Annotated in this window: 19 protein-coding genes; 11 read left to right on the forward strand and 8 right to left on the reverse strand. The window is 59.1% G+C overall.

Annotated elements, in window-relative coordinates; genetic code table 11:
- Positions 1-11 precede the first annotated feature (11 nt).
- A complete protein-coding gene (locus tag L9O85_RS13795) occupies positions 12-551 on the reverse strand; it encodes a flavodoxin family protein (RefSeq protein ID WP_277102565.1) in 540 nt (179 codons plus the stop codon).
- A gap of 314 nt (positions 552-865) precedes the next feature.
- Positions 866-2,782 (reverse strand): molecular chaperone HtpG, encoded by a 1,917-nt coding sequence (gene htpG, locus L9O85_RS13800; protein WP_277102566.1) that lies wholly within the window; start codon positions 2,780-2,782, stop codon positions 866-868.
- A 236-nt stretch (positions 2,783-3,018) separates the two neighbouring features.
- Here htpG and L9O85_RS13805 point away from each other — a divergent pair, with 236 nt between their 5' ends.
- From L9O85_RS13805 to L9O85_RS13815, 3 genes are all read left to right on the forward strand, one after another.
- Positions 3,019-3,825, forward strand: a complete 807-nt coding sequence (locus L9O85_RS13805) for an EcsC family protein (protein WP_050623276.1) — start codon at positions 3,019-3,021, stop codon at positions 3,823-3,825.
- Positions 3,826-4,014: 189 nt separating this feature from the next.
- Positions 4,015-4,599: a DUF3793 family protein gene (locus tag L9O85_RS13810; protein ID WP_050623275.1), complete on the forward strand. Its 585-nt coding sequence runs from the start codon at positions 4,015-4,017 to the stop codon at positions 4,597-4,599.
- Positions 4,600-4,700: 101 nt separating this feature from the next.
- Positions 4,701-5,132, forward strand: a complete 432-nt coding sequence (locus tag L9O85_RS13815) for a flavodoxin (RefSeq protein WP_050623274.1) — start codon at positions 4,701-4,703, stop codon at positions 5,130-5,132.
- Between the two features lie 64 nt (positions 5,133-5,196).
- Here the strand turns inward: L9O85_RS13815 and L9O85_RS13820 are convergent, their stop codons facing one another.
- Together L9O85_RS13820 and L9O85_RS13825 are read right to left on the reverse strand one after the other, a co-directional pair.
- A complete protein-coding gene (locus tag L9O85_RS13820) occupies positions 5,197-5,652 on the reverse strand; it encodes a DUF3021 family protein (RefSeq protein WP_050623273.1) in 456 nt (151 codons plus the stop codon).
- 14 nt (positions 5,653-5,666) lie between these two features.
- The gene (locus L9O85_RS13825) at positions 5,667-6,104 is read right to left on the reverse strand and encodes a LytTR family DNA-binding domain-containing protein (protein ID WP_050623272.1); all 438 of its coding nucleotides are present in this window, start codon (positions 6,102-6,104) and stop codon (positions 5,667-5,669) included.
- Between the two features lie 233 nt (positions 6,105-6,337).
- On the opposite strand from L9O85_RS13825, the gene L9O85_RS13830 reads away from it, so the two are divergent.
- From L9O85_RS13830 to L9O85_RS13855, 6 genes are all read left to right on the forward strand, one after another.
- Positions 6,338-7,597, forward strand: a complete 1,260-nt coding sequence (locus tag L9O85_RS13830; protein WP_108981548.1) for an HlyC/CorC family transporter — start codon at positions 6,338-6,340, stop codon at positions 7,595-7,597.
- Between the two features lie 115 nt (positions 7,598-7,712).
- Positions 7,713-8,375, forward strand: a complete 663-nt coding sequence (locus L9O85_RS13835) for a hypothetical protein (RefSeq protein WP_301578950.1) — start codon at positions 7,713-7,715, stop codon at positions 8,373-8,375.
- Positions 8,376-8,786: 411 nt separating this feature from the next.
- Positions 8,787-10,118 carry an MATE family efflux transporter gene (locus tag L9O85_RS13840; RefSeq protein ID WP_301578952.1) on the forward strand — a complete coding sequence of 444 codons (1,332 nt, stop codon included), beginning with the start codon at positions 8,787-8,789 and terminating at the stop codon, positions 10,116-10,118.
- A 47-nt stretch (positions 10,119-10,165) separates the two neighbouring features.
- On the forward strand, positions 10,166-10,855 hold the full coding sequence (locus L9O85_RS13845) for an anaerobic ribonucleoside-triphosphate reductase activating protein (protein WP_301578954.1): 690 nt from the start codon (positions 10,166-10,168) through the stop codon (positions 10,853-10,855).
- A gap of 277 nt (positions 10,856-11,132) precedes the next feature.
- Positions 11,133-13,508, forward strand: a complete 2,376-nt coding sequence (locus tag L9O85_RS13850; RefSeq protein WP_301580172.1) for a ribonucleoside triphosphate reductase — start codon at positions 11,133-11,135, stop codon at positions 13,506-13,508.
- A 127-nt stretch (positions 13,509-13,635) separates the two neighbouring features.
- The gene (locus tag L9O85_RS13855) at positions 13,636-14,553 is read left to right on the forward strand and encodes an NAD(P)/FAD-dependent oxidoreductase (protein WP_276758596.1); all 918 of its coding nucleotides are present in this window, start codon (positions 13,636-13,638) and stop codon (positions 14,551-14,553) included.
- A gap of 68 nt (positions 14,554-14,621) precedes the next feature.
- Here the strand turns inward: L9O85_RS13855 and L9O85_RS13860 are convergent, their stop codons facing one another.
- The 4 genes from L9O85_RS13860 to L9O85_RS13875 are packed head-to-tail and all read right to left on the reverse strand — an operon-like array spanning position 14,622 to position 18,951.
- Complete coding sequence (locus L9O85_RS13860; protein ID WP_050623267.1) at positions 14,622-15,851, reverse strand: pyridoxal phosphate-dependent aminotransferase; 1,230 nt, start codon at positions 15,849-15,851, stop codon at positions 14,622-14,624.
- 4 nt (positions 15,852-15,855) lie between these two features.
- Positions 15,856-17,151: a GntP family permease gene (locus L9O85_RS13865; RefSeq protein WP_050623266.1), complete on the reverse strand. Its 1,296-nt coding sequence runs from the start codon at positions 17,149-17,151 to the stop codon at positions 15,856-15,858.
- Between the two features lie 54 nt (positions 17,152-17,205).
- On the reverse strand, positions 17,206-17,586 hold the full coding sequence (locus L9O85_RS13870) for a RidA family protein (protein ID WP_050623265.1): 381 nt from the start codon (positions 17,584-17,586) through the stop codon (positions 17,206-17,208).
- Between the two features lie 42 nt (positions 17,587-17,628).
- Positions 17,629-18,951 carry a metal-dependent hydrolase family protein gene (locus L9O85_RS13875; RefSeq protein ID WP_050623264.1) on the reverse strand — a complete coding sequence of 441 codons (1,323 nt, stop codon included), beginning with the start codon at positions 18,949-18,951 and terminating at the stop codon, positions 17,629-17,631.
- Between the two features lie 239 nt (positions 18,952-19,190).
- Here L9O85_RS13875 and L9O85_RS13880 point away from each other — a divergent pair, with 239 nt between their 5' ends.
- The gene (locus L9O85_RS13880; protein WP_108980346.1) at positions 19,191-19,850 is read left to right on the forward strand and encodes a helix-turn-helix transcriptional regulator; all 660 of its coding nucleotides are present in this window, start codon (positions 19,191-19,193) and stop codon (positions 19,848-19,850) included.
- Positions 19,851-20,306: 456 nt separating this feature from the next.
- Entirely contained in the window at positions 20,307-22,598 is a 2,292-nt protein-coding gene (locus L9O85_RS13885) for an AraC family transcriptional regulator (protein WP_301578958.1), read from the forward strand.
- Positions 22,599-22,755: the final 157 nt, after the last annotated feature.

Here is a 22,755-nt window from a genome sequence, read left to right on the forward strand (position 1 = left end):
ACAGTTCCTCCTTATACTTGACGGCCCATGGCCCGGGCCCGCTCCAGGGCGGGATGCCCGGCAGTCTCCCCCGGTCCATTCACTCCTCCGGCAAAGACTGTCCCTGCCAGTCTGGCCTTTTCAAAACAGTCGATCCACCCGGTCAGGCCGCTCTCCGCCCGCGCCGGGACCTGGTCATCCTCCTCCGCCGCCGCGGTGAGCAGATAGATGTCCCGGAAGGCGTAGTCCGACGCAAACAGGGCATTGGCTCGGTCCAGCAGGGTCTTCATCTGCCCGCTCATCTCGTAGTAATAAATGGGGGTGGCAAAGGCGATGACCTCTGCCACCCCCATTTTCTCCGCGATCTCCACTGCGTCGTCCTGGATCACACACTGGCCGGCGCTTTGACAGGCCAGACAGCCCGTGCAGAAGGCGATGGATCTTCCCCGCAGGGAGATCTGCTCCACCTGGTGACCCGCCTCCCGCGCGCCGGCGGCAAAGGCGTCCCCCAGGGCTTGGGAGTTGCTCTTCTCCCTCAGGCTGGTGCTAATAACCAAAATTCGTTTTGACATATTCGTTCCTCCTTATTCCTGTTCTGCTGCATCTGCGGACCCATCATAAACCCTGGAGTCCACTTCAAGTCAAGCGTTTTTTTACTGATTTTTTTTGGGGGAGCCGGTCTCCCGTCCCCCGATGTCCCCTGAAGCAAAACAGGCCGGCCGGCGCAGCTCTTTGGCTGCGCCGGCCGGCACAAAAATCGTGCGTTTTCAGTTTTCTTGATCTCGATCGCACTCCCGGGACAGAGCCCTCCCCCGGTGTCCCCATCTCCCGGTGGCGGGGACTCAAAAACAGATCGAGACTTGGAACTTGGGGAAAGCCTTCCGGCTCACACCATCAGGGAGCAGACCAGCTGCGCGTACTCCGCCGGGTCCTCCAGCGGCAGATCTGCCAGCAGGAGAGCCTGTCCGTAGAGTAGCTTGGCGTATTTGGAGACCGTATCCTTGTCCCCTGCCTCCACCGCCTTTTGGAGCGCGGCAAAGGGAGCGGAATCCGGGTTGAGCTCCAGCACCCGCTGGGCCCGGGCGGCGCGGTCCCCATCCACCTTCCGCATATACTTCTCCATCTCCAGGGAGACCGGGCCGTCAGCCGTCAGGCACACCGCCCCCGACTTCAGGATGGAGGAGGCACGGACCTCCTTCACCTCCTCGCCCAGGGTCTCCTTGACAGCCTCCAGCACAGGTTTGCCCGCCTCCGCCTTCTCCTCGGCCGTCTTCTTCTCCTCATCGCTCTGGGGCAGGGCATCCTCGTCATTCACCGACTTGAACGCCTTCCCGTCGATCTCTCCCAGGCCGCGCATGACAAAGTCATCCACGTCCTCGGTGCAGTACAGGATCTCGTACCCCTTGTCCAAAATGCGCTCCACCTGGGGCAGCTTTGCGATCTTCTCAGCGCTCTCGCCGCAGGCGTAGTAGTAATAGGGCTGATCCTCTGGCATCCGCTCCCGGTACTCCGCCAGGGTGGTGTCCTTCCCCTCCTTAGAGGACCAGAACAGCAGCAGATCCTGGAGCAGCTCCTTGTGCTGGCCGTACTCGGCTACCACGCCATACTTGATCTGGGTACCGAAGGACTTCCAGAATGTCTCGTACTTCTCCCGGTCCTCCTTCTGGAGCTTCATCAGCTCCCCCTTGATCTTCTTCTCCAGGGCAGAGGCAATGACCTTCAGCTGGCGGGTGTGCTGGAGCACCTCCCGGCTGATGTTCAGGGAGAAATCCTGGGAGTCCACCACGCCCCTGACAAAGCGGAAGTGGTCAGGGAGCAGGTCGGCACACTTGTCCATGATGAGCACGCCGGAGCTGTAAAGCTGAAGCCCTTTCTCATACTCCCGGGTATAGAAGTCGTAGGGGGTGTGGGAGGGGATATAGAGCATGGCCTTGTAGGTGACGGCGCCCTCGGCGCTGGTGTGGATCACGGTCAGGGGGTCCTGCCAGTCCCCAAATTTCTCCTTGTAGAAGGCGTTGTACTCCTCCGGCTTCACTTTGCTCTTCTGCCGCTGCCACAGGGGCACCATGGAGTTGAGGGTCTTCCACTCCTTCACTGTCTCCCACTCGGGCTTGTAGTCCTCTCCGGCGTCGGCGGGCTTCTCCTTCTGACGGTAGTCCTCCACCTCCATCACGATGGGATAGCGGATATAGTCGGAGTATTTTTTGATCAGCTCTTGTAATTTATAGGTCTCAAGATACTGATCGTAGTTCTCCTCGTCGGCGTTGGGCTTGATGTGCATGATGATATCGGTGCCCGGCGTCTCCTTCTCGCACTGGGTGACGGTGTAGCCATCCGTGCCAGCGGACTGCCACATCCACGCCTCCTCCGCGCCATAGGCCCGGGAGATGACGGTGACCGCGTCCGCCACCATAAAGGCGGAGTAGAAGCCCACGCCGAACTGACCGATCACATCCACCTTGGAGGCCGCCTTGTCGTCCCGCTCCAGCTCCTGCTTGAACTGGAGGGAGCCGCTCTTGGCGATGGTGCCCAGGTTGGACTCCAGCTCGTCCTTCGTCATGCCCACTCCGTTGTCGGACACGGTGAGGGTCCGCTTCTCCTTGTCGGGAACGATGGTGATCTTCAGATCCTTGCGCTTGACCTCTACGCTGTCATCGGTGAGGGCACGGTAGGCCAGCTTGTCCTCCGCGTCGCTGGCGTTGGAGATGATCTCCCGCAGAAAGATCTCCTTGTGGGTGTAGATGGAGTTGATCATCAGATCCATCAGCCGCTTGGACTCCGCCTTGAACTGTTTCTTTGCCATGATGGATGCCTCCTATATCGTAAAATCTAAGTTTTTGTAAATTTAGCACTCAATATTTATGAGTGCTAAATTACTATACCGCCACTTGCGGAAAAATGCAAGAGCGTTCATAATTTTTTTACAAAATTTCGTCATTCGGGCCGGGGAAGTGACAAGTTTTAATCCCAATTTCAGGACAGGCGCCCCGGCTGTGTGATATCCTCACCTCATCCATTATGCACAGAGGAGGGAGAGCCGTGCCGCAGAAGAAAGCTGTCACACCTTGGGAAAAGGAATTTGCCCGGCTGGAGCGCCGCAGGAGAGCCTATCAGGCCCGCCATGCCCGTCCGCCGGAGTCCAGGCTGGACCGGGCGCTGGAGGACAAGGTGCCGCCCAAACTCCGGGAGGCCCTTAACTCCGCCTTTGTCAAGGCATTTGATCTGGTCTTCCAGCGGGGGACCGGGCTTCTGGAGCGCACCTTTGATGCCGAGGCGGCCCGGCAGCAGTTTGAGATCGACCAGTTTGCCGCCCAGCTGAAGGGGGACCGGAGCTCTCTGCGGGTCTTTTCCCGCCGAGCGGGACGGACCGGGGCCCTCAATTTGGCCCTTTCCGGGGCCGAGGGCACTCTCCTGGGGCTGCTGGGGATCGGCCTGCCCGATATCCCGCTCTTTACCGGCGTCCTGCTGAAAAGCCTCTACCAAATGGCTGCCCGTTACGGCTACGGGTGGGATACCCCGGCAGAACGGTACTATCTGCTCCTTCTGGTCCAGGGCGCCCTGTCCTATGGGGAGGAGCTGGCCGCATGCACCGCGCTGCTGGACGAGTTTGCCCTCACCCCCTGTCCGCCGGAGGACTATGACCAGGGGACACAGATCCGCCGGACTGCCTCTCTCCTAGCCGACCGCCTGCTGGTGATGAAATTTGTCCAGGGCATCCCCATCCTAGGCATGGCTGGGGGCATCTCTGACGCCCTCTGTCTGGAAAGGGTCCAGCGCTATGCCGGGTTAAACTATCATCGCCGCTTTCTCCTGGACCACCGGCCCGATCCCCGGCCTTTCGCATAGAGCAGGGTCATGTCCCTCCCGCATCCCAGGTGCCCGCCCCCGCCAAAACGGGAGCGGGCAAAATCAGTGGTTGACAGGAAGGAAAAACTGTGGTAGATTTTTATTGGTTAGCACCAGCTAACAAAAGGGACTAAACTTTTACGGCCAAACGCCGAAAGGCGCGATTTTTCAAAGGGGAGGGATTAGCTTATGCTAACTTCTGAGGTCCGGCCGGCCGAAGCGCGCTTTGAGCTGACCCTGGCCTTTCACTGTGCGCCGGCCCTGGCAGGCATCAAGCCTGCGGATCTCATTGCCCTCCCGGGGGAAGGAGATGAGACCGACGCCCTGCTGGCGTCCTACTCCGCCGCCCTGGCTGGGGCGGGGATCTCTCTGCGGCCCCTGTGCCGGTGCCGCAGCCGCTGTCTGGTACTGGTGTACCGGCGGGACCGCCTGGAGCGCCAGCTGGAGCAGGAGGAGGTGGCCCGTCTGCTGGAGCGGGACGGCTATCCCCTGGCCGGCGGGCTGGAGGCCATGCTGGACCATCTGGCGTCCCGGATGGCGGGGAGCGGTGGGTTCCCCCATGAGGTGGGGCTGTTCCTGGGATATCCCGCCGAGGATGTGGAGGGCTTTCGCCGGCATGGCGGCCAGGGCTATAAATACAGCGGGCTGTGGAAGGTCTATTCCGACGTGGAGAGGGCCCAGAGATGCTTCCGGCAGTATGGCTGCTGCCGAAGGGCCCTGTGCCGCCGCCTGGAGGCCGGCTGCCGGCTGGTCCAGCTGTTTCGGACAGCTTGACGGAGATAGGGGATAGAGGCGGGGATATCCGCGGCGCCCGGATGGGCCCGCCCCCCCGTTTGCTATACAAACCAAATTTTTATTTTCAGGAGGTCACATACATGAGCAGGATGGCAGTGATTTACTGGTCCATGACAGGCAACACGGAGGCGATGGCCAACGCCATCGCGGAGGGGGCCGCCGGGGCCGGAGCTGAAGTGGATGTGAAGCAGGTGTGCGACACCACGGTGGACGAGGCGCTGGGCTATGGACTGCTGGCACTGGGCTGCCCCGCCATGGGGGCGGAGGTGTTGGAGGAGGCGGAATTTGAACCCTTCTTCACCGAACTGGAGGGCCGTCTGGGCGGCAAAAAGGTGGCTCTGTTCGGCTCCTATGACTGGGGCGACGGTCAGTGGATGCGGGACTGGGCCCAGCGGGCGGACAGTGCCGGAGCCAATGTGTACCAGGACGAGGGCCTGATCCTCCACCTGACCCCCGATGAGGAGGGGCTGGAGCAGTGCCGCACCTTCGGGGCGGGCTTTGCCAAGTATTAAAGGGACCGGATCAAGAAAAAGAGGACGGATGTCTCCCCAAGAGGGCATCCGTCCTCTTTTTTCTCTAACTCTCCGGTCCCCGCTTCTGGTACTCGCTCAGCTTCCGGTTCAGGGAGCGGGTGTCCCGCCGCAGGGCCACATGGAGGCCGAACCACATGGCGGACAAGCCCCACTCCAGGAAGAGCACCAGGAAGATGCCTCCCCAAAGCGGCACATTGGAAAACCAGCCCAGGGCCAGCGCGCCGCCCACAAACCCCAGGTTGCACAGCAGCCCCCACCAGACGGTCCGCACCCGCAGGGCGGACGGCTCCAGCTCCCGGCCCTCCGGGAAAAGGAAGGACTCCAGAATGGCCACCGCCATGGAGACCAGCAGCATCTGGAGCATGGTGAGCGAGGATACGGAGCCCTCGCCGGCCAGGGCGTTGAAGATGGCCTTGAAAAAGACCAGCGCCAGGGTATAGACAGCCATATGAAATTTCATGGACAGGCCCCAGCTGTAGAAACGGATAAATTCTCCCATGATGGACCTCCTTTTTATAGTCCCAGCCGCTCCCGCAGCAGGGGCGCGTAGTGCCGGGAGACCACCAGCCGCTCCCCGTTCTCCAGGGAGGCCTCGATGCGGCCGCCAGTCCGGCTCTTCAGGCTGCGGATGCGGTGCAGGTTGATAACAGCGGACTTGCTGACCCGGAGATAGCCCAGCTCTCCATACCGCCCCTCCAGCTCCGCCAGGGTGAGGGCCGTCTGATAAAAGGCAGAGGCGGTATAGAGAAAGGTATGTTCGTCCACACTCTCACAGTAGAGCGTCTCATCCGGGCTGAGCAGGATGATCTCCCGGTTTTCATCCCATACGCACAGCTTCTGAAGGCCGGAGCGCACCAGAGACAGGACGCGGAGCATCTCCTGATCCAGCCGGGGGCAGCGCAGGACCACCTCGTTTTCCAGCACGGGTGCGTATTCCACCCTCACTTTCATAGAAAAACCTCCCTTCTCTGTGAGCATACCAGAACCGGGACGCCAGAGCAAGCCAGGAGCCGCCAGGATGCCATTTGGGGGCGGCAGCCTGCCTCCAGGCCAAATTTTGCCGGGATACAGCGGAATTTGTCCGGTATAAGATTTGCATTTTTTTAATATCTGTGATATACTCCTGTGCTAAGCACCCGGAAGACCGGGAATTTATGACAGAAAGCTGAGTTGATTTGTCCCCCATGGACAGTACCAGTATTGGAATGACCGTTGCTCTTGTCATCCTCGTGGCCATGTCCGCTTACTTCTCCGCCACAGAGACCGCCTTTACCTCCCTGAACCGGATCCGCCTGAAGAGCCGGGCGGACAACGGGGACCAGCGGGCTGCCAGGGCCCTGGCTCTGGCGGAGGACTATGACAAGCTGCTGTCCACCATCCTCATTGGAAACAACATCGTCAACAACGTGGCCACCACCATCGGCGCGGTGCTGTTCATCCGGCTGCTGGATGACGTGCGGGGGCCCACGGTGTCCGCCATCGTGCTCACTGTGGTGATCCTGATTTTTGGCGAGGTCTCGCCCAAGAGCCTGGCCAAGGAGAGCCCGGAGGCCTGGGCCATGCTCTCCGCCCCCCTGCTGCGGGCCTTTGTAGCCGTGCTGACCCCGGCCAATTTCCTGTTCACCCAGTGGAAGCGCCTGCTCTCCCTGATCATCCACAAGCGGGAGGAGGACGGCATCACCGAGGAGGAGCTGGTCACTATGGTGGACCAGGCGGAGAACGAGGGCGGCCTGGACGAGCACGAGAGCGAGCTGATCCGCAACGCCATCGAGTTCCACGACCTGGAGGTGTCCGAGATCCTCACTCCCCGGGTGGATATCGTGGCGGCGGAGGAGAACAGCACCATGGAGGAGGTGGGCTCCCTCTTTGCGGAGAGCGGTTACTCCCGCCTGCCCATCTATCAGGACAGCATCGACAATATCGTGGGCGTGATCCATGAGAAGGACTTCTACGCCGCCCGCTACCGGGGGGAGACCATGATCTCCGCCCTGAAGGCCCCGGTGCTCTACACCACCGGCAACACCAAGATTTCCGAGCTGATGCGCATCCTCCAGCGGAACAAGGCCCACATGGCCGTGGTGGTGGATGAGTACGGGGGCACGGAGGGCATTGCCACCCTGGAGGACATCGTGGAGGAGCTGGTGGGCGACATCTGGGACGAACACGACGAGGTCATCGAGGAGTTCAAAAAGCAGGAAGACGGCAGTTATCTCATCGCCTGCTCCGCCGACCTGGACGATATGTTCGACCTGTTCGCCGTCAAGGGCGCCTGCGCCGCCACCACCGTCTCCGGCTGGGTGATGGAGCAGGTGGGCCGGGTCCCCGAGGAGGGGGACCACTTCCAGGCCGAGGGCCTGGATGTCATCGTTACCCGGGTGGAGCACCGCCGGGTCATCGAGATCCAGGTGCGGGTACTGCCCGAGGAGGAGCCCGAGGCTAAATAAAGAACACTGCCCCTGCCTGCGGCTCCGCGGGCGGGGGCTTTTCGCACCCGGGCCGTTGCGTCTAGGGGAGAAGCGTGGTATCATAGCCCTGATTTGAGAGACGGGAGGAATGGCCGTGAAACGGGACAAGAGCTCCCCTTGGGAATTTCTGTGGTACGCCCTGTACGCCTTCGCGGGACTGGGACTGGAGCTGGTGCTGATGGGCGGAGTGGAGCCGGCCCTCTTCGGCGGTACGCCGCCCTCCCGCTATACCGCCGCCCATACGCTTCTCCACTGGGGGATGACTATGGCCTGCTGGGGGCTGACAGCCGCCCTGCTGGTGAGACAGGCGGAGAAAAAGCTGGGCTTTTCCCTGCTGGAGGCCAGGCCTGTCCCCCGGAAGGGGGCGGGGCTCGCCATTGGGCTGGCCGCCCTGTGCATCCTGCTGAACGCGCTGGACTGGGGGACTCTGAAGGTGATCGGAGAGTTTCAGAAGAAGGGGCCCCTCCTGTTCGCCGGCCAGTATCTCTACTACGCCTTTGAGGTGGTCCTGGTCCTTCTGATCGCAGCCTTTGGACAGCAGTTCTGGGAGGCGCTGAGGAAAGGGCGGAGCCAGTTCCCCTTCGGCGGCGTGGTGCTGTGCTGCACCTGGGGCGCCATCCACACGCTGTCCAGGGGGAGCCTCTCCACCGGCCTGGGGGTGATGGCCTTCGGGCTGATGTACGGGGCGATATATGTCCTGCTGGGGCGGGATGCCCGCACCTCCTATCTGGCTATGCTGGCGGCCTTTGTCATCTGAAGCGGCGCGGACCTTGGGCGGTCAGTCCTCCGGACTGGCCGCCTTTTTGTGCCTGTTTCAAGCCCACCGCCCCCGATCCCGGTTGACAGATCCGCCCGCCGCTTTTATAATAGAGCTATCCACCAGGAGAGGAGGGCTCCCATGAGGCTCTACGGAAAATTTGCCATTGTATCCGGCTCCGGACGACCCGATGTGACAGAGCGTTGTACGGAGCCTGACGGGATGGGATCTGGCACGCGCAGGCCCGCAAGAAGGGCTTGAGCGCCTTTTTGGTCCCTTCTGTTCCATTCTCATGACTCAGGCCGCGGACAGTGTTCTGTCCGCGGCTTTTTCGCGCCCGTTTCCGGCGGAGGGCCTGTATCCCCGCCCTTCGCCCACTTCTATACCTGTCTTGAGAAAGGAACGATGGATATGAACTCCGATACGCTGGATCTGACCCGGGGGAGCGTCCCCCTCTGCCTGATCCGATTCTCCTTCCCTCTCCTGCTGGCCAATCTGCTCCAGTCCTTTTACAGCATGGCGGATCTGCTGGTGGTGGGCCGCTTCGTGGGTGAGACCGGCCTGGCCGCTGTGAGCAGCGCCTCCACCCTGTGCTTCCTCCTCAACGCGGTGTGCATGGGCTTTTCCGCCGGTGGGACGGTCCTCACCGCCCGGGCCCGGGGCGCCGGGAACCGCCTGGAAGAGGAGGAGGCCGCCTCCGCGCTGCTCCTGCTGGCGCTGGCGGGCTCCGCCCTGCTGACGGCGGCCGCCCTGCTCTGCTACTGCCCGCTGTTCACCCTGATGGCCCTGCCTTCCCGGGCTATGGGGGACGCCTGCGGCTATATGGCCATCCTCTGCTGGGGCACCCCCTTTGTCTTTGGATACAACGCCGTCTGCGCCATCCTGAAGGGCCGGGGCGACTCCCGCGGTCCTCTCCGGTTCGTGGCCGCCGCCGCTGTGGTCAATCTCCTCCTGGATCTGATCCTGGCAGGTCCCTGCGGCCTGGGAACCGCCGGGACCGCCTGGGCCACCGTGGCGGCCCAAGGCGTCTCCTTTCTGCTCTCTCTGGCCCACCTGCACCGCTGTGTCCCCCTCTCCCTCCGGCGTCTCCCCCTCCGCCCCGCCGCCCTCCTCTCCCTTCTCCGGCTGGGCCTCCCCTCTGCCGTCCAGATGGCGGTGGTCAACCTCTCCTACCTGATCCTCACCGGCCTGCTCAACCCTTTCGGCGTCTCCGTGGCGGCGGCGGCCGGCATCGGCCTGAAGGTCAGCACCTTCGCCGGGATGCCCTGCTGGGCGCTGGGCTATGGGGTGACCGCCATGGTGGGGCAGAACCTGGGTGCCGGCGATCCGGACCGGGTGCGTCAGACCGTCAGGAGCGGCCTTCTCCTCAGTCTGGGGGCCACTGCCCTTCTGACCGCCCTCGTCCAGCTGGCCGCCGCCCCCATCATCGCCCTCTTCGAACCGGAGAACGCGGCCGTGACGGCAGAGGGGGTGCGCTATCTCCGCATCTGCTGCTCCGTCAACGGACTGATCTACGCTGCCATGTATGTCTTCGACTCCTTCGCCATCGGCTCTGGGGCTTCCTGGGTGGCTATGTGCAATGCCATGCTGGACGCGGCCCTGCTCCGTCTGCCCCTGTGCTGGCTGCTGGCCTTCCCCCTCGCCCTGGGCCCCGCCGGCATTTACTTGGGCCAGGCGTTCTCCCCCATCCTGCCCGCCCTGGCGGGGCTGTGCTATTTCCGTCTCCGGTGCCGCCGGTCTTGACGGCTCCCCCTCCCGCCGCTACAATAGAGCTAAAAGGAGCGCTGACCATGGACATTCAGGGACTGCAAAAATTGACGCTGCTGGACTGGCCGGGCCGGGTGGCCTGCACGATTTTCCTGGGGGGCTGTGACTTCCGCTGCCCCTTCTGTCACAACCGGGACCTGGTGACCGGCCCCCTCCCCGCCGCCATGGACAGCGGGGAGCTGCTGGCTTTCCTCGCCAAGCGGAAGGGGCTGCTGGACGGGGTCTGCGTCACCGGCGGAGAGCCCCTGCTCCGCCCCGGGCTGGAGGCACTTCTGGAGGAGATCAAGGCCCTGGGCTTCCCCATCAAGCTGGACACCAACGGCAGCCACCCCCAGCTCCTGGCCAGGCTGCGGTCCCTGGGGCTGGTGGACTACGCCGCCATGGACATCAAAAATTCCCCGGAGCGGTACGGAGAGACCGCAGGGGTCCCCGGCCTGGACCTGGGGCCCATCCGGGAGAGCGTGTCCTGGCTGCTGGAGGGCCATGTGGACTATGAGTTCCGCACCACCGTGGTGCGCCAGTTCCATGACAGCGCCTCCTTCCGCGCCATCGGCCCCTGGATCTCCGGCGCCCGGCGGTACTTTCTTCAGGCCTTCATCGACCGGGACACCGTGCTCCGGCCCGGTCTGAGCGCCTGGTCCCGGGAGGAGATGGAGGGGTTCGCCGCTCTGGTCCGCCCCTGGGTCCCGGCAGTGGAGCTGCGGGGCATCTGAACCCCCCCTCCGCGTTTTTGGCTAATTTTTATGGCAGAGCACTCCCGTCCCACGGGGCGCGGGAGTGTTCTTTTTCAAAAAAATCGCCGGTTTTTGCCCCGTTTCTTCCCAAAACATGTGCCGGCGCTTCCTGCTTTTTCGCTTCAGGAAAACAAAATATTGTGTTTCCGCCGGAATTTTGCACAAGATATTGACGAGCCATTTCCTTCATGGTATAGTAGGAACAGTCGCGGCGGCCAAGCCGCCGCGGGACTGAAGAATGTGGAGGGACCGTGTGATGTATCAGGTGACCAAGCGGGACGGCACCGCCGCCCAATTTGAGATCGGCAAGATCAGCGCCGCCATTACCAAAGCCTTTGAGGCGCTGGAAAAGCAGTATCATCCCAGCGTGATCGACATGCTGGCTCTGCGGGTCACCGCCGACTTCGAGCCCAAGATCCGGGACAGCCGCATCGCGGTGGAGGACATCCAGGACAGCGTGGAAAAGGTGCTGTCCGAGGCGGGCTACGCCGATGTGGCCAAGGCCTACATCCTCTACCGGAAGCAGCGGGAGAAGGTGCGCAATGTCAACTCCACCCTGCTCAACTACCGGGAGCTGGTGGACAACTACCTCCAGATCAACGACTGGCGGGTGAAGGAGAACTCCACCGTCACCTACTCGGTGGGCGGGCTCATCCTGTCCAACTCCGGCGCCATCACCGCCAACTACTGGCTCAGCGAGATCTACGACCAGGAGGTGGCCAACGCCCACCGCAATGCCGAGATCCATATCCACGACCTGTCCATGCTCACCGGCTACTGCGCCGGCTGGTCTCTGAAGCAGCTTATCCAGGAGGGGCTGGGGGGCATCCCGGGGAAGATCACCTCCTCCCCGGCCAGTCACCTGTCTACCCTGTGCAACCAGATGGTCAACTTCCTGGGCATCATGCAGAACGAGTGGGCAGGGGCCCAGGCGTTCTCCTCCTTTGACACCTATCTGGCTCCCTTTGTCAAGGTGGATCACTTGACTCAGAAAGAGGTCAAGCAGTGCATCCAGTCCTTCGTCTACGGGGTGAACACCCCCAGCCGCTGGGGCACCCAGGCTCCCTTCTCCAACATCACCCTGGACTGGACCGTGCCCAAGGATCTGGAGAACCTGCCCGCCATCGTGGGGGGCAGGGAGATGGACTTCACCTACGGGGACTGCAAGACCGAGATGGACATGGTGAACAAGGCGTTCATCGAGATCATGATCGAGGGCGACGCCAACGGACGGGGCTTCCAGTACCCCATCCCCACCTACTCCATCACCCGGGACTTCGACTGGTCTGAGACGGAGAACAACAAGCTCCTGTTTGAGATGACCGCCAAGTACGGCACCCCCTACTTCTCCAACTACATCAACTCCGACATGGAGCCCTCCGACGTGCGCTCCATGTGCTGCCGTCTGCGCCTGGACCTGCGGGAGCTGCGGAAAAAGTCCGGCGGCTTCTTCGGCTCCGGCGAGTCCACTGGGAGCGTGGGGGTGGTCACCATCAACCTGCCCCGCATCGCCTATCTGGCCAAGGACGAGTCCGACTTCTACCAGCGGCTGGACAAGCTGATGGACATCGCCGCCCGGTCCCTCAAGACCAAGCGCACCGTCATCACCAAGCTGCTGGAGGCGGGGCTCTACCCCTATACCAAGCGCTATCTGGGGACCTTTGACAACCACTTCTCCACCATCGGCCTCATCGGTATGAACGAGGTGGGACTGAACGCCGGGTGGCTCCGGGCCGACCTGACCCACAAGGAGACCCAGCAGTTCACCAAAGACGTGCTCAATCACATGCGGGAGCGGCTGAGCGACTATCAGGAGCAGTACGGCGACCTCTACAACCTGGAAGCCACCCCCGCCGAGTCCACCACCTACCGCTTTGCCAAGCACGACAAGGAGGAGTTTCCTGACATCATCACCGCCAACGAGAACGGAACTCCCTACTACACCAACTCCTCCCACCTGCCCGTAGGCTACACCGAGGACATCTTCTCCGCTCTGGACGTGCAGGACGAGCTTCAGACCCTCTACACCTCCGGCACCGTGTTCCACGCCTTCCTGGGGGAGAAGCTGCCTGACTGGAAGGCGGCGGCGGAGCTGGTGCGGAAGATCGCAGAGAACTATAAGCTGCCCTACTATACCATGTCCCCCACCTACTCCGTGTGCGCCGACCACGGCTATCTGTCCGGGGAGCAGCACACCTGCCCCATCTGCGGCAAGCCTGCGGAGGTGTACAGCCGCATCACCGGTTACTACCGGCCGGTGCAGAACTGGAATGACGGCAAGACCCAGGAGTTCAAGGACCGGAAGGTATATGACCTCACCGCCTCCCACCTGCGGAAGGCGGGCCGGGCCGGCAGCCAGGTGACCTTCTCCCAGGAGGGCGCCCCCCAGGCGTCCGGCGGGGAGTCCCTGCTGTTCACCACCCGTACCTGCCCCAACTGCCGTCAGGCGGAGGCCCTGCTCCAGAAGGCGGGAGTGCCCTATCAGAAGGTGGTGGCAGAGGAGTCTCCCGACCTGACCACCCGGTACGGGGTGCGTCAGGCCCCCACCCTGGTGGTCCAGGGGGAGAGCATCACCGGACTGGGCCCCATCAAGCGGTTCGCGGAGGAGCACCGGGCCCGGGAAGTAGGCTGACCGCGCCTTGATCCCAAGTTCCCTCCCCCCTTGCGGCGGCGGGGGCACTGAGACGGATCGGGACATCAGGAAAAGAGAGCGGCTCCGGGTCTCCTGGAGCCGCTTTTTCAAAGGAGAGAGGACCCTTATGACTGATATCATCGTGGCGGGGGGCGGCCCCGCCGGCCTCACTGCCGCCCTGTACGCCGTCCGGGCCGGCCGCTCCGTGCTGGTCCTGGAGGAGGCCGCTCCCGGCGGACAGATCAACTTCTCCCCCCTGGTGGAGAACTACCCCGGCCTGCCCGGCGTCAGCGGCCTCCAGCTCTCTGAGGCCCTCACCCGCCAGGCGGAGGAGCAGGGGGTGGAGCTGGACTATGCCCAGGTGCTGGGCTTCCGCCCGGAGGAGGGGGGCTTTGCCGTGGAGACCGACGGCGGCCCCCTCCACTGCCGCGCCCTGATCCTCGCCCCTGGCACCCGGCACCGCCCTCTGGGCCTGGAGGGGGAGGAGGCCCTCACCGGACAGGGGGTGTCCTACTGCGCCGTGTGTGACGGCCCCTTCTATCAGGGCCGGGACACCGCCATCGTGGGGGGCGGGGACACCGCCCTGCAGGAGGCCCTGTTCCTCTCCGGCGTGTGCCGCCGGGTGACCCTGATCCACCGCCGGCTGGAGTTCCGGGGCAGTCCAAAGCTGGCGGAGCGGGTACGGACCCGGGACAATATCCGCCTGCTGCTGGGCTATACACCGCAGGCCCTGCTCCAGGCGGAGGGCAGGCTCACCGGTCTGAGGGTCCGCCAGGCCTCCACCGGACAGACCCTGGAGCTCCCCCTGGACGGGGTGTTCGCCGCCGTGGGGCGGGTCCCCGGCACCGCCCCCTTCCGGGCCCAGCTGGAGCTGGACGATGAGGGCTATTTCCGCTCCGGTGAGGACTGCCGCACCCGCCTCCCCGGCGTCTTTGTGGCCGGGGACTGCCGGGCCAAGGAGGTGCGCCAGCTGGCCACCGCTGTGGGCGACGGCGCGGTGGCCGGCCTGGCCGCCGCCCGGTTCGTAGAGGACGGACAAGGCTGAATCTTCACCCTCCAAAACACAGATCTCCCTCCCCGCCGGAGACACCGGCAGGGAGGGAGATCTCTTTCTTATTCTGTGATGCCCAGCTGGGCGGCCCGCTTGGCCAGAGCTGCGCACAGGCGGTCGATCCCGTCCAGGCTCTTCTGTCGGTCAGCGAACACACCGTAGATGATGCGCAGGTGGCCGGCTCCCTGGTCTCCGTAAAATTTTCCGTCGTTGACCAGCGTCTTGGCCTCCTCCGCCAGATAGGCGGTGATCTCGCTGGAGTCTCCCAAGCGGCTGACATTGACCCAGCCATAGAAGCCCGACTCCATCAGGGGCATGGATACTCCGGGCACCGCATTGAATTTCTCATAGGCATAGCGGCGGCGGAAGTCCTGCTCCGCCACATAGTCCTGAATGAAGGATGTGTCCTCATAGGCGGGGATCATGGCCATCTGGACCATGGTATTGGCCGCACCCTGGATATTCACCGCAGTGGCGTACATGGTGTCCATGATCACATCATCCGCGAAGATATAGCCCACCCGGTAGCCGCTCAGGGCCATGCCCTTGGAGCAGGAACAGACTGTGACCGTGCGCTCCCACATGCCGGGCAGTGAGGCCATGGTGACCATCTCATGTCCCGGAAACGCGGTATCCTCAAAGGCCTGATCGCAGACACAGATCAGGTCATGCTTGATGATGAACTGGGACAGCTCTGTCAGCTCCTCCCGGGTGAACACCCGGCCGGTGGGGTTGTTGGGGGAGGAGAGCAGCACCATCTTCGTCTTGGGCGTCAGCCGCTTCTCATACTCCTCCACCCGCAGGCGGTAATTGTCCTCCTCATAGGTGGGCACCTTCACCACCACGCCGTTGAGCAGCTGGGGGTCCAGGAAATTGCTTGGATAGCTGGGGTCGTGGACCAGCACCTCGTCTCCCGGCTCAATAAAGGGGGTCATGGCAAAATACAGGCCCACGTCAGAGCCGGGATTGATGATGATATTCCGCTGGGGGTTTACTTTGATGTGGTTGTCCCGCTCGATTTTTTTCGCAATGACCTCTTTCAGGTCCGCATTGCCGATGGGCGGGGTATAGTGGCAGGCCACCCCCTGCTGGATGACCTCCACACTGCGCTCCAGTACCTTCTGTGGGATCACCCGGTCTGGATAGAAAGGGTCCGCCCAGCACATCAGGGTGCCGCCCTCCGCTTGGAGCTTGGACACCGCATCTCCCACGTCTGCCTTTCCCGCTTTTTCAGAAAACAGGCCGCCGTCCAGGGTACGGAACAGGGGCCGCATCTTGTCTCTTATGCTCATAAGCTCAAATCACTCCCAAATGGGCCATGATGATGTTGACGATCGTGGCCAGTGTGGTAGTAACGACAGTCACCACAAACAGGTGCTTGTAGCCCTCCTTGTGGGTCACGCCGCAGTAGGACAGGGTCAGGACAATCGCGCTGTTGTGGGGCAGGGAGTCAAAGGTGATCTGGGAGATGTTGGCGATCCGGGTCAACGCCTCCGGATTGCCGCCCATAGCTACCAGCTTGTCCGTAAAATTGTCCAGGACAAAGGCCAGGCCGCCGGTGGCGCTGCCCGTAAAGCCAGCGATCACCGCGATGCACACAAACAGCATGATGTATGGGCTGCCAAAAGAGGCCTTTTCCAGCAGGCCCAGCAGCAGGTTGTAGCCGGGCACCGCGCCCACCACAGAGGCCAGGCCGCAGATAGCGGCAGTCTGGATCACAGACTGAGAGTTCTTCGCTCCCTCTGCCATCGTATTGACGATCTTGTGGAAGCCCTCGTATCGCTTCCAGAACATCAGTGCCAGCACAACACAGCCGATAAACAGGGCCGCCCAGGCGGGCCAGTGGATCAGGTTGAGCAGAAGGACCACGATACCCATGGGGATCAGCAGGAGGAAGGGGTTGGGCAGTCCCTCAGTGTTCAGATCCACGTCGTCGGTGTCGCCTTCACGGGGGATAAAGCCTTCCCCTTTGGCGATGTACTTCTGTCCTGCCCGGTGGAGATACCACAGGTTGCCGCCGCCCACGATGGCAAAGCCGGCGATAGCCATCCAGAAACCGGCCATGGGAGTGGTGCCGAAGGCATTGGCGGGGAGCACGATGTTGTTGATAGGCATGCCGGGCAGGGTCTGCATTGCCACCGCACCGCCCAATACGCAGGCGGGGATCAGGCTGCGGGAGATGCCGGCAGCCTTAAAGAAGGCAGCGGCCAGGGGATACATGGTGAAAATAATGACGAACACGTCGATGCCGCCCACAGACATGGCCAGGGTAGCCAGATAGACCGCCGCCACCGCGCTGGCGGGCCCCAGCTTGCGGAACACGCCGCTGGCCACCGCCATGGGCAGGCCGGACATCTCCAGCATCTTGCCGAACATCTGGCCGCCCAGGAAGATGGGGAACAGGGCCAGCACCATGTTGGCCACGCCGCCCATATAGACATTGGCGTAATTTTCAAACACATTCACGCCGCCGGTGGCTGCCACCAGCAGAGCCGCCACAGTGGACAGCAGGATCAGGGAATAGCCTCGGACGGAGCCGAGGATGATCAGGATCAGTGCCGCTACGATGCCAATAAAGCTGATAATTTCCATGGAGTTCCCGCCTTTCTAATTTCTATGATTGGGTGGGAGAGCTGGGCCGCAGCATCACAGCGCCGCGACCGCCTCGATTTCGACCAGTGCGCCCTTGGGCAGCTTGGCTACCTCCACAGCGCTGCGGGCAGGCAGGACCTCTCCCTGGAAGAACTGGGCATAGACCTCATTCATCACCGCAAAGTCATCCATATGCTGAATGAATACGGTGGTCTTGACCACCTTGTCCATGGAGGTGCCTGCGGCCTCCAGGATCTGAGACAGATTGGTCAGGGACTGTCTCGCCTGGTCGGCCACGTTGTCCGCGTCGATGCTGCCGGTCTTGGGGTCAATCGGCAGCTGGCCGGAAACGAACAGGAAATTTCCCGCTGCTACCCCCTGAGAATAGGGGCCAATAGCGGCAGGGGCCTTTTCGGTATTGATGCGTTTTGTCATGGTTTCCTCTCCTTTTTACCGTGATATGGTTTGTCTCCTCACTCAGATCAGGCGCCAATCGCAGAAGGTGCCGCCCTTCATCTCATAGCCGGGGGCCAGCACGCTGAAGCGGCGGACATTCAGGTTGGGCAGGGTGCTCCAAATCAGCCTGCAGTGCTTGGCCACCAGGCGCAGCTTCCGCAGATCAGAGATATTTTCATCCGGCTTGCCTTCCACCACAATGAAGTCGCCCATCAGTCCGGGCTTGAGGGTGCCGGTCACATCCTGCAGCCCACACAGCTCCGCACCGGTGGAAGTAGCTGCCTTGATGGCCTCCATCGGAGACAGGCCGCACTGGACCAGCAGCTCGATCTCCCGGACGGTGGCGTTGGTGCCGTCCACCGGGTCAGAGGGCAGAAGATCGGTGCCCACGCAGATCTTTACGCCGTGCTTATGGGCCCAGGTCACGCCCTGCCGGTGGGTCTTGGCGGCCTCGCGCCCCTTTTCCACCTGGTGAGCCGGGCATCCGTGGGCCAGCAGATAATCATCGCTGGAGGAGACAGAGATCGTTGGGACAAAATAGGTGCCGTGCTCTGCCATCAGCTTGGCAGTCTCTTCAGACAGCGTGTAGCCGTGCTCCACCGAATCCACCCCCAGCAGGACGGACTGACGGATGGCCTTGTCGTTGGACAGATGAGCGAAGCACTTCTTTCCGGCCCGGTGGGCCACGTCCACCACTGCCTTTACCTCTTCATCCGTCATCTGCATATCGCACAGGCCCTCATTCGCGGAAGCCATTCCCCCGGTGTACATCATCTTCAGCTGGTCTGCCCCTGCCGCCAGCTGCTCCCGGGCAGCCTTCATAAATGCGTCTACACCGCTGCACATGACCACGGAGTTTTCCTCTGAGCCGTGTCCATTGTGGGCCACCAGTCCCTTTCCGCAGGCAATGATGTTGGGGCCGCAGAGCATGTTCTTGTTGATGGCCTTTTTCAGTCCAATGTCGATGTCATCGGGAATAGCGGCACTGCGGATGGTGGTAACGCCGCAGTCCAGCGCCTCGGCCGCCCGCCGGTAGCTCAGCAGTGTGCGGTAGGGGATGCCAAACTCATCAAAGCTGTTGCCCAGCCCCCGATAGGGGAGCATGAGGTCCAGATGGACATGGCAGTTGATCAGTCCGGGCAGAATGGTGTGCCCGGACAGGTCAAAGACCGCATCCTCGGGCCCCGCCTTGGCCAGGACACTCTGGTCCATTTCTCCCACATACTCCACCACGTCCTCATTGAATTTGTCCTCTATATTGTCAAAGACATAGAGGCCGTTTTCAATGGCCGGTGCGCCGGTTCCATCCACGATGCGGACATTTTTCAGATAGGTGCGTGACATGATTGATGCTCCTTTCAAATTTCTTTCCGTTCTTAGCAGCAAATCACTTGCTCTTCATATACTGTAATAAATTTTATTATATACTGAATTTTTATCATGTCAATGTCTGATTCCTACTATATCTCCCTTTTATTTTTGTTTCTTTTTCATAAATAAACTCTTTTTTTGCAAAAAAGGTTGTGCGCCATTTTCGTTTGTGATATTTTGAATTTAACAGGCTTTCAGGAAAGGAAGATGTTATGGAACAGACAGAAATCGTGTTGACTCCCGCGGAGCGGCTGATCCTGAACTCTTACCGGGATCTGGTGTGCGGTCTGGAGGATTATCTGGGCATAGGATATGAGATCGTGCTGCACAGCCTGGAGTCCATGGAGCACTCTGTCATTGCCATCGCCAATGGGCACTATACAAATCGTCACGAGGGTTCTCCCATTACTGATCTGGCCCTGGATATGCTTCGCTCCATCCAGCAGGAGGATGGGAAAAGCCATATTTCCTATTTTTCCCGCAACCGCAGCGGCGAACCGCTGCGCTCCACTACCATCGTTATCTATGGTGAAAACCGCCGGGCCATTGGCCTGCTGTGTATCAACTTTTATCTGAACACCCCCCTCTATAAACTGATCGGCCATCTGACCGAAGATGCGATGGATGAGCGCCCTATGCTGACAGAAACTTTTGTGGACAATGCGGAGGAACTGCTTACCCGGGTCGTGGAACAAATCAGGGATGAAGTGGAGCAGGACATCCATATTCTTCCTTCTCTAAAAAACAAGGAGATCATCAAGCGATGCAGCAGTCAGGGGATCTTCCAAATCAAGAGCGCAGTCACCAGCGTGGCGAAGATCCTCAATATCTCCAAAAATACGGTGTATCTGCATTTGAAATCTTTAGAGTAGCAGTGAAACTCTTAGTATGACGATTACAAAGGGCTCCTGGCAGTTTTAAACTGTCAGGAGCCCTTTATAAATTATTCTTTTAGCACATAACTCAAATTATCAATGCCGTTTTTGTATAAAAATAGATTTCACACTTTTTTAGCCAATTCTATATGTGAAAATTATTGACCAAACCGGCAGAAACAGATGCTCAGGCAGAGAACAGCCAAGATAAAAAGGCTTATCTGCCAGTCTGACAGCACGCAGACCCGCAGTCTTTTTGCTTAAGGCCGATCCATAGCGGGCGGCAGCCCTCTCACTACTCCATCTAATTCTTTCCGATGCAATTATCGCAAAAGTTATTTTCTGTCTTTTAATTTTAAAAAAGATTTTAGCTCCCTTTTTGTTCCATTGATTTCCACAACATTTTAGTTTATGATAAAAATACACATTTCTAAAAAGGGCGGGCGTATTTTTATGAAACAGTTTTTTTCACAGTATCGTAAGTGCCTCCGCTTTTACAGCTCTTTTCTTCAAATCTTTTCGATTCTTTTTCTTATTATTTCGATGACATTAGGAATATTTTTTGTATATGTCTTTCGACAGGAAAACCATAATCTTCAACAGGCAGCAGAGCACTCCTATCTTAACATTTTGGAGAGTACTAGCACTACGCTAGAGCTGACTATGCAAAATCTACAGCAGATTATGCTGGATACCATCTGGACTTCCGACTTTACAAATGCCCTTGTAGTCCCTTTTGATGATACCTATGACCGCACCCGAAATATTTTAGAACATCTTCAGCAACTTGTTGATGTTTATCCTTTCATTCGATCAGCTTTCCTATATTGCCCTACATCTCAAATGGTATATGGTTCCGATCTGACCTATCAACCGGTAGAAGAAGCTTCTAACGAGCTTTTTCAGAATCCTGAGCATCTTTTATCCTACTCTGGTGCCAGACTCTCTAAGTCCCATACATCCTTCTTTATAAAACAATTAGCTGGTAAAACCATTATCTGTCAGCATCTTTATCCCGATTATCTGGATAGTCTAGGGGCCCTAATTATAGAGTTGGACCTAGCATCCTTTCCTCTGTCTTCCATTTTTAATCCAGAATCGAGCTCAAGGCTACCCTGTTTCATCACTGATACAAACGGATTGCCTATTTTCAGGGGAGAACTCCCGTCCTCCCTTGCCTCTCTTTTTCCTCTGGCAGCACTATCCTCTGTCCCTGCACAGACAGTCCTTTATGCCCAAAACGGCTTGACCTACTTTTATCACCGTTCTTCTTCCACCAGCTGGTCCTATATTTTACAAATCAGTACCAGCCAACTTCAATTTTATACCCCGTTGTCTCAAATCATCCTGTTTTGCATCTTAGGTCTGGTATGTTCGGTGCTTCTCTCTGTTCTAATCGCATCCAAGGCCAATCAACCTATCCGCCGCTTGCTTTTTGAGGCTGGTCCTTCCTCTCGTTCTCCCGATGTGGATGCAGAAAATGAAGTGGACTACCTCTCCAAAACTTATTCATATACCACCCGACAAAACGAGGAACTCAGCCAAGCAATTCAGGGCATCACTCCGCTGGTGCTAGAGCGTCTGTTTGGGCATTTGCTCAGCGGACGTCCCCTTAGTGAAGAACATATCTCCTCTATCCTGTCCGGCATCGGCAATCCTTTTCCCCAGGAAGCAACTTTTTTGGCCATGGCTCTCACAATCTCCAGCAGTTCTCCCAGTAGTCTTACCCCATTGGAGTGCAATCTTTTGCTCAGTAAGATCCAGGAACAATTGCATCAACTTTTGTCTCCCCCCAGTTCCAGTTACCTTGTCCCACAAGAATTTTCTTCTGCTGCCATTGTACTGGTCTTTCCCTGCGATATTTCCGAAACCTCAATCCAACTCATGGTTCAGGCATCTATTAAGGAGATTTCTCAGAGGCTCTCTATTCCCCCCTATCATTTAGATTTAAGTTGTGGGAATCTTTATCACCATCTCTCCGACCTCCAGTATTCCTACCTCGAGGCACAGAAAGCCCAAAGCCGCCGTCGTTTCTACCAGGACGAGGATATTGAGGACTCATCGGACCTTTTTCCTTCCCATAACCGCTATTTTGAGTCTGTCCAAAAAATTTTGCTTGCTATTCAAGCTGGAGACCCTATCTCCGCCTATGAGCAACTCATGCAAAACATGAACACACTCTCCAGATGCAATCCAGATATTCAGGAACAGCGCAGACAATATCGCTCTTTTTTTCGCACTCTGTTTGAATTGGCTGATACTCTGCGCATGGGAGATAGAGAAGAACTGCTACAACAGGAACAAGTTATCTTAGAGCTTCTTGAAAGTGCTTCTTTTCCCCCAAAAGAAGGTCCTTTGATCAATGCAGTATATGATCTGCTTCATAACATTGAACGTAAGGACCGTACTCGTGCCTCACAGCATATTGCCCGGGTACAGGAGTATATTTTGGAAAACTATTCTGACAGCACACTATCTTTGGAATCCGTCGCAGAGCGAATTGGCATCACTTCCTCTTACCTAAGCCGCCTATTTAAAAAGGAAACCGGGAGTTCTTTTGTGGACTATGTCAATACAGTCAGAGTCCAGAAAGCCAAGTTTCTTTTGGCTCAATCAGAGCTAAAAATTAAGGATATCGCATATCAAACTGGTTTTCACTCCATACAGAACTTTTTCCGAATCTTTAAACGCATGACGGGTGATCCCCCGGGTGAATATCGGATTAAACAAAAGGACGTTTCTTGATAGGACCATTTCACCGTTTGTGGCAGGGTTTGGCCGATCCTCTTTATTGGAAAAGGCAACCTGCCACAAACGGATTTTTTACCCCTCGTCCCATTGTGCAGTAATACTCAAATTTTTTTACTATAGTCTTCATTTTTGTTCTTTTTATCGGCAAAAA

Origin of the sequence: Lawsonibacter asaccharolyticus (genome assembly GCF_022453915.1) — a bacterium.
GTDB lineage: Bacteria > Bacillota > Clostridia > Oscillospirales > Oscillospiraceae > Lawsonibacter > Lawsonibacter asaccharolyticus.

Coding starts and splice junctions, on each gene's coding strand:
- L9O85_RS13795 (WP_277102565.1), bottom strand. CDS start 551: ATGTCAAAACGAATTTTGGTTATTAGCACCAGCCTGAGGGAGAAGAGC.
- htpG (WP_277102566.1), bottom strand. CDS start 2,782: ATGGCAAAGAAACAGTTCAAGGCGGAGTCCAAGCGGCTGATGGATCTG.
- L9O85_RS13810 (WP_050623275.1), top strand. CDS start 4,015: ATGCTAACTTCTGAGGTCCGGCCGGCCGAAGCGCGCTTTGAGCTGACC.
- L9O85_RS13815 (WP_050623274.1), top strand. CDS start 4,701: ATGAGCAGGATGGCAGTGATTTACTGGTCCATGACAGGCAACACGGAG.
- L9O85_RS13820 (WP_050623273.1), bottom strand. CDS start 5,652: ATGGGAGAATTTATCCGTTTCTACAGCTGGGGCCTGTCCATGAAATTT.
- L9O85_RS13825 (WP_050623272.1), bottom strand. CDS start 6,104: ATGAAAGTGAGGGTGGAATACGCACCCGTGCTGGAAAACGAGGTGGTC.
- L9O85_RS13830 (WP_108981548.1), top strand. CDS start 6,338: ATGGACAGTACCAGTATTGGAATGACCGTTGCTCTTGTCATCCTCGTG.
- L9O85_RS13840 (WP_301578952.1), top strand. CDS start 8,787: ATGAACTCCGATACGCTGGATCTGACCCGGGGGAGCGTCCCCCTCTGC.
- L9O85_RS13845 (WP_301578954.1), top strand. CDS start 10,166: ATGGACATTCAGGGACTGCAAAAATTGACGCTGCTGGACTGGCCGGGC.
- L9O85_RS13850 (WP_301580172.1), top strand. CDS start 11,133: ATGTATCAGGTGACCAAGCGGGACGGCACCGCCGCCCAATTTGAGATC.
- L9O85_RS13855 (WP_276758596.1), top strand. CDS start 13,636: ATGACTGATATCATCGTGGCGGGGGGCGGCCCCGCCGGCCTCACTGCC.
- L9O85_RS13860 (WP_050623267.1), bottom strand. CDS start 15,851: ATGAGCATAAGAGACAAGATGCGGCCCCTGTTCCGTACCCTGGACGGC.
- L9O85_RS13865 (WP_050623266.1), bottom strand. CDS start 17,151: ATGGAAATTATCAGCTTTATTGGCATCGTAGCGGCACTGATCCTGATC.
- L9O85_RS13870 (WP_050623265.1), bottom strand. CDS start 17,586: ATGACAAAACGCATCAATACCGAAAAGGCCCCTGCCGCTATTGGCCCC.
- L9O85_RS13875 (WP_050623264.1), bottom strand. CDS start 18,951: ATGTCACGCACCTATCTGAAAAATGTCCGCATCGTGGATGGAACCGGC.
- L9O85_RS13880 (WP_108980346.1), top strand. CDS start 19,191: ATGGAACAGACAGAAATCGTGTTGACTCCCGCGGAGCGGCTGATCCTG.
- L9O85_RS13885 (WP_301578958.1), top strand. CDS start 20,307: ATGAAACAGTTTTTTTCACAGTATCGTAAGTGCCTCCGCTTTTACAGC.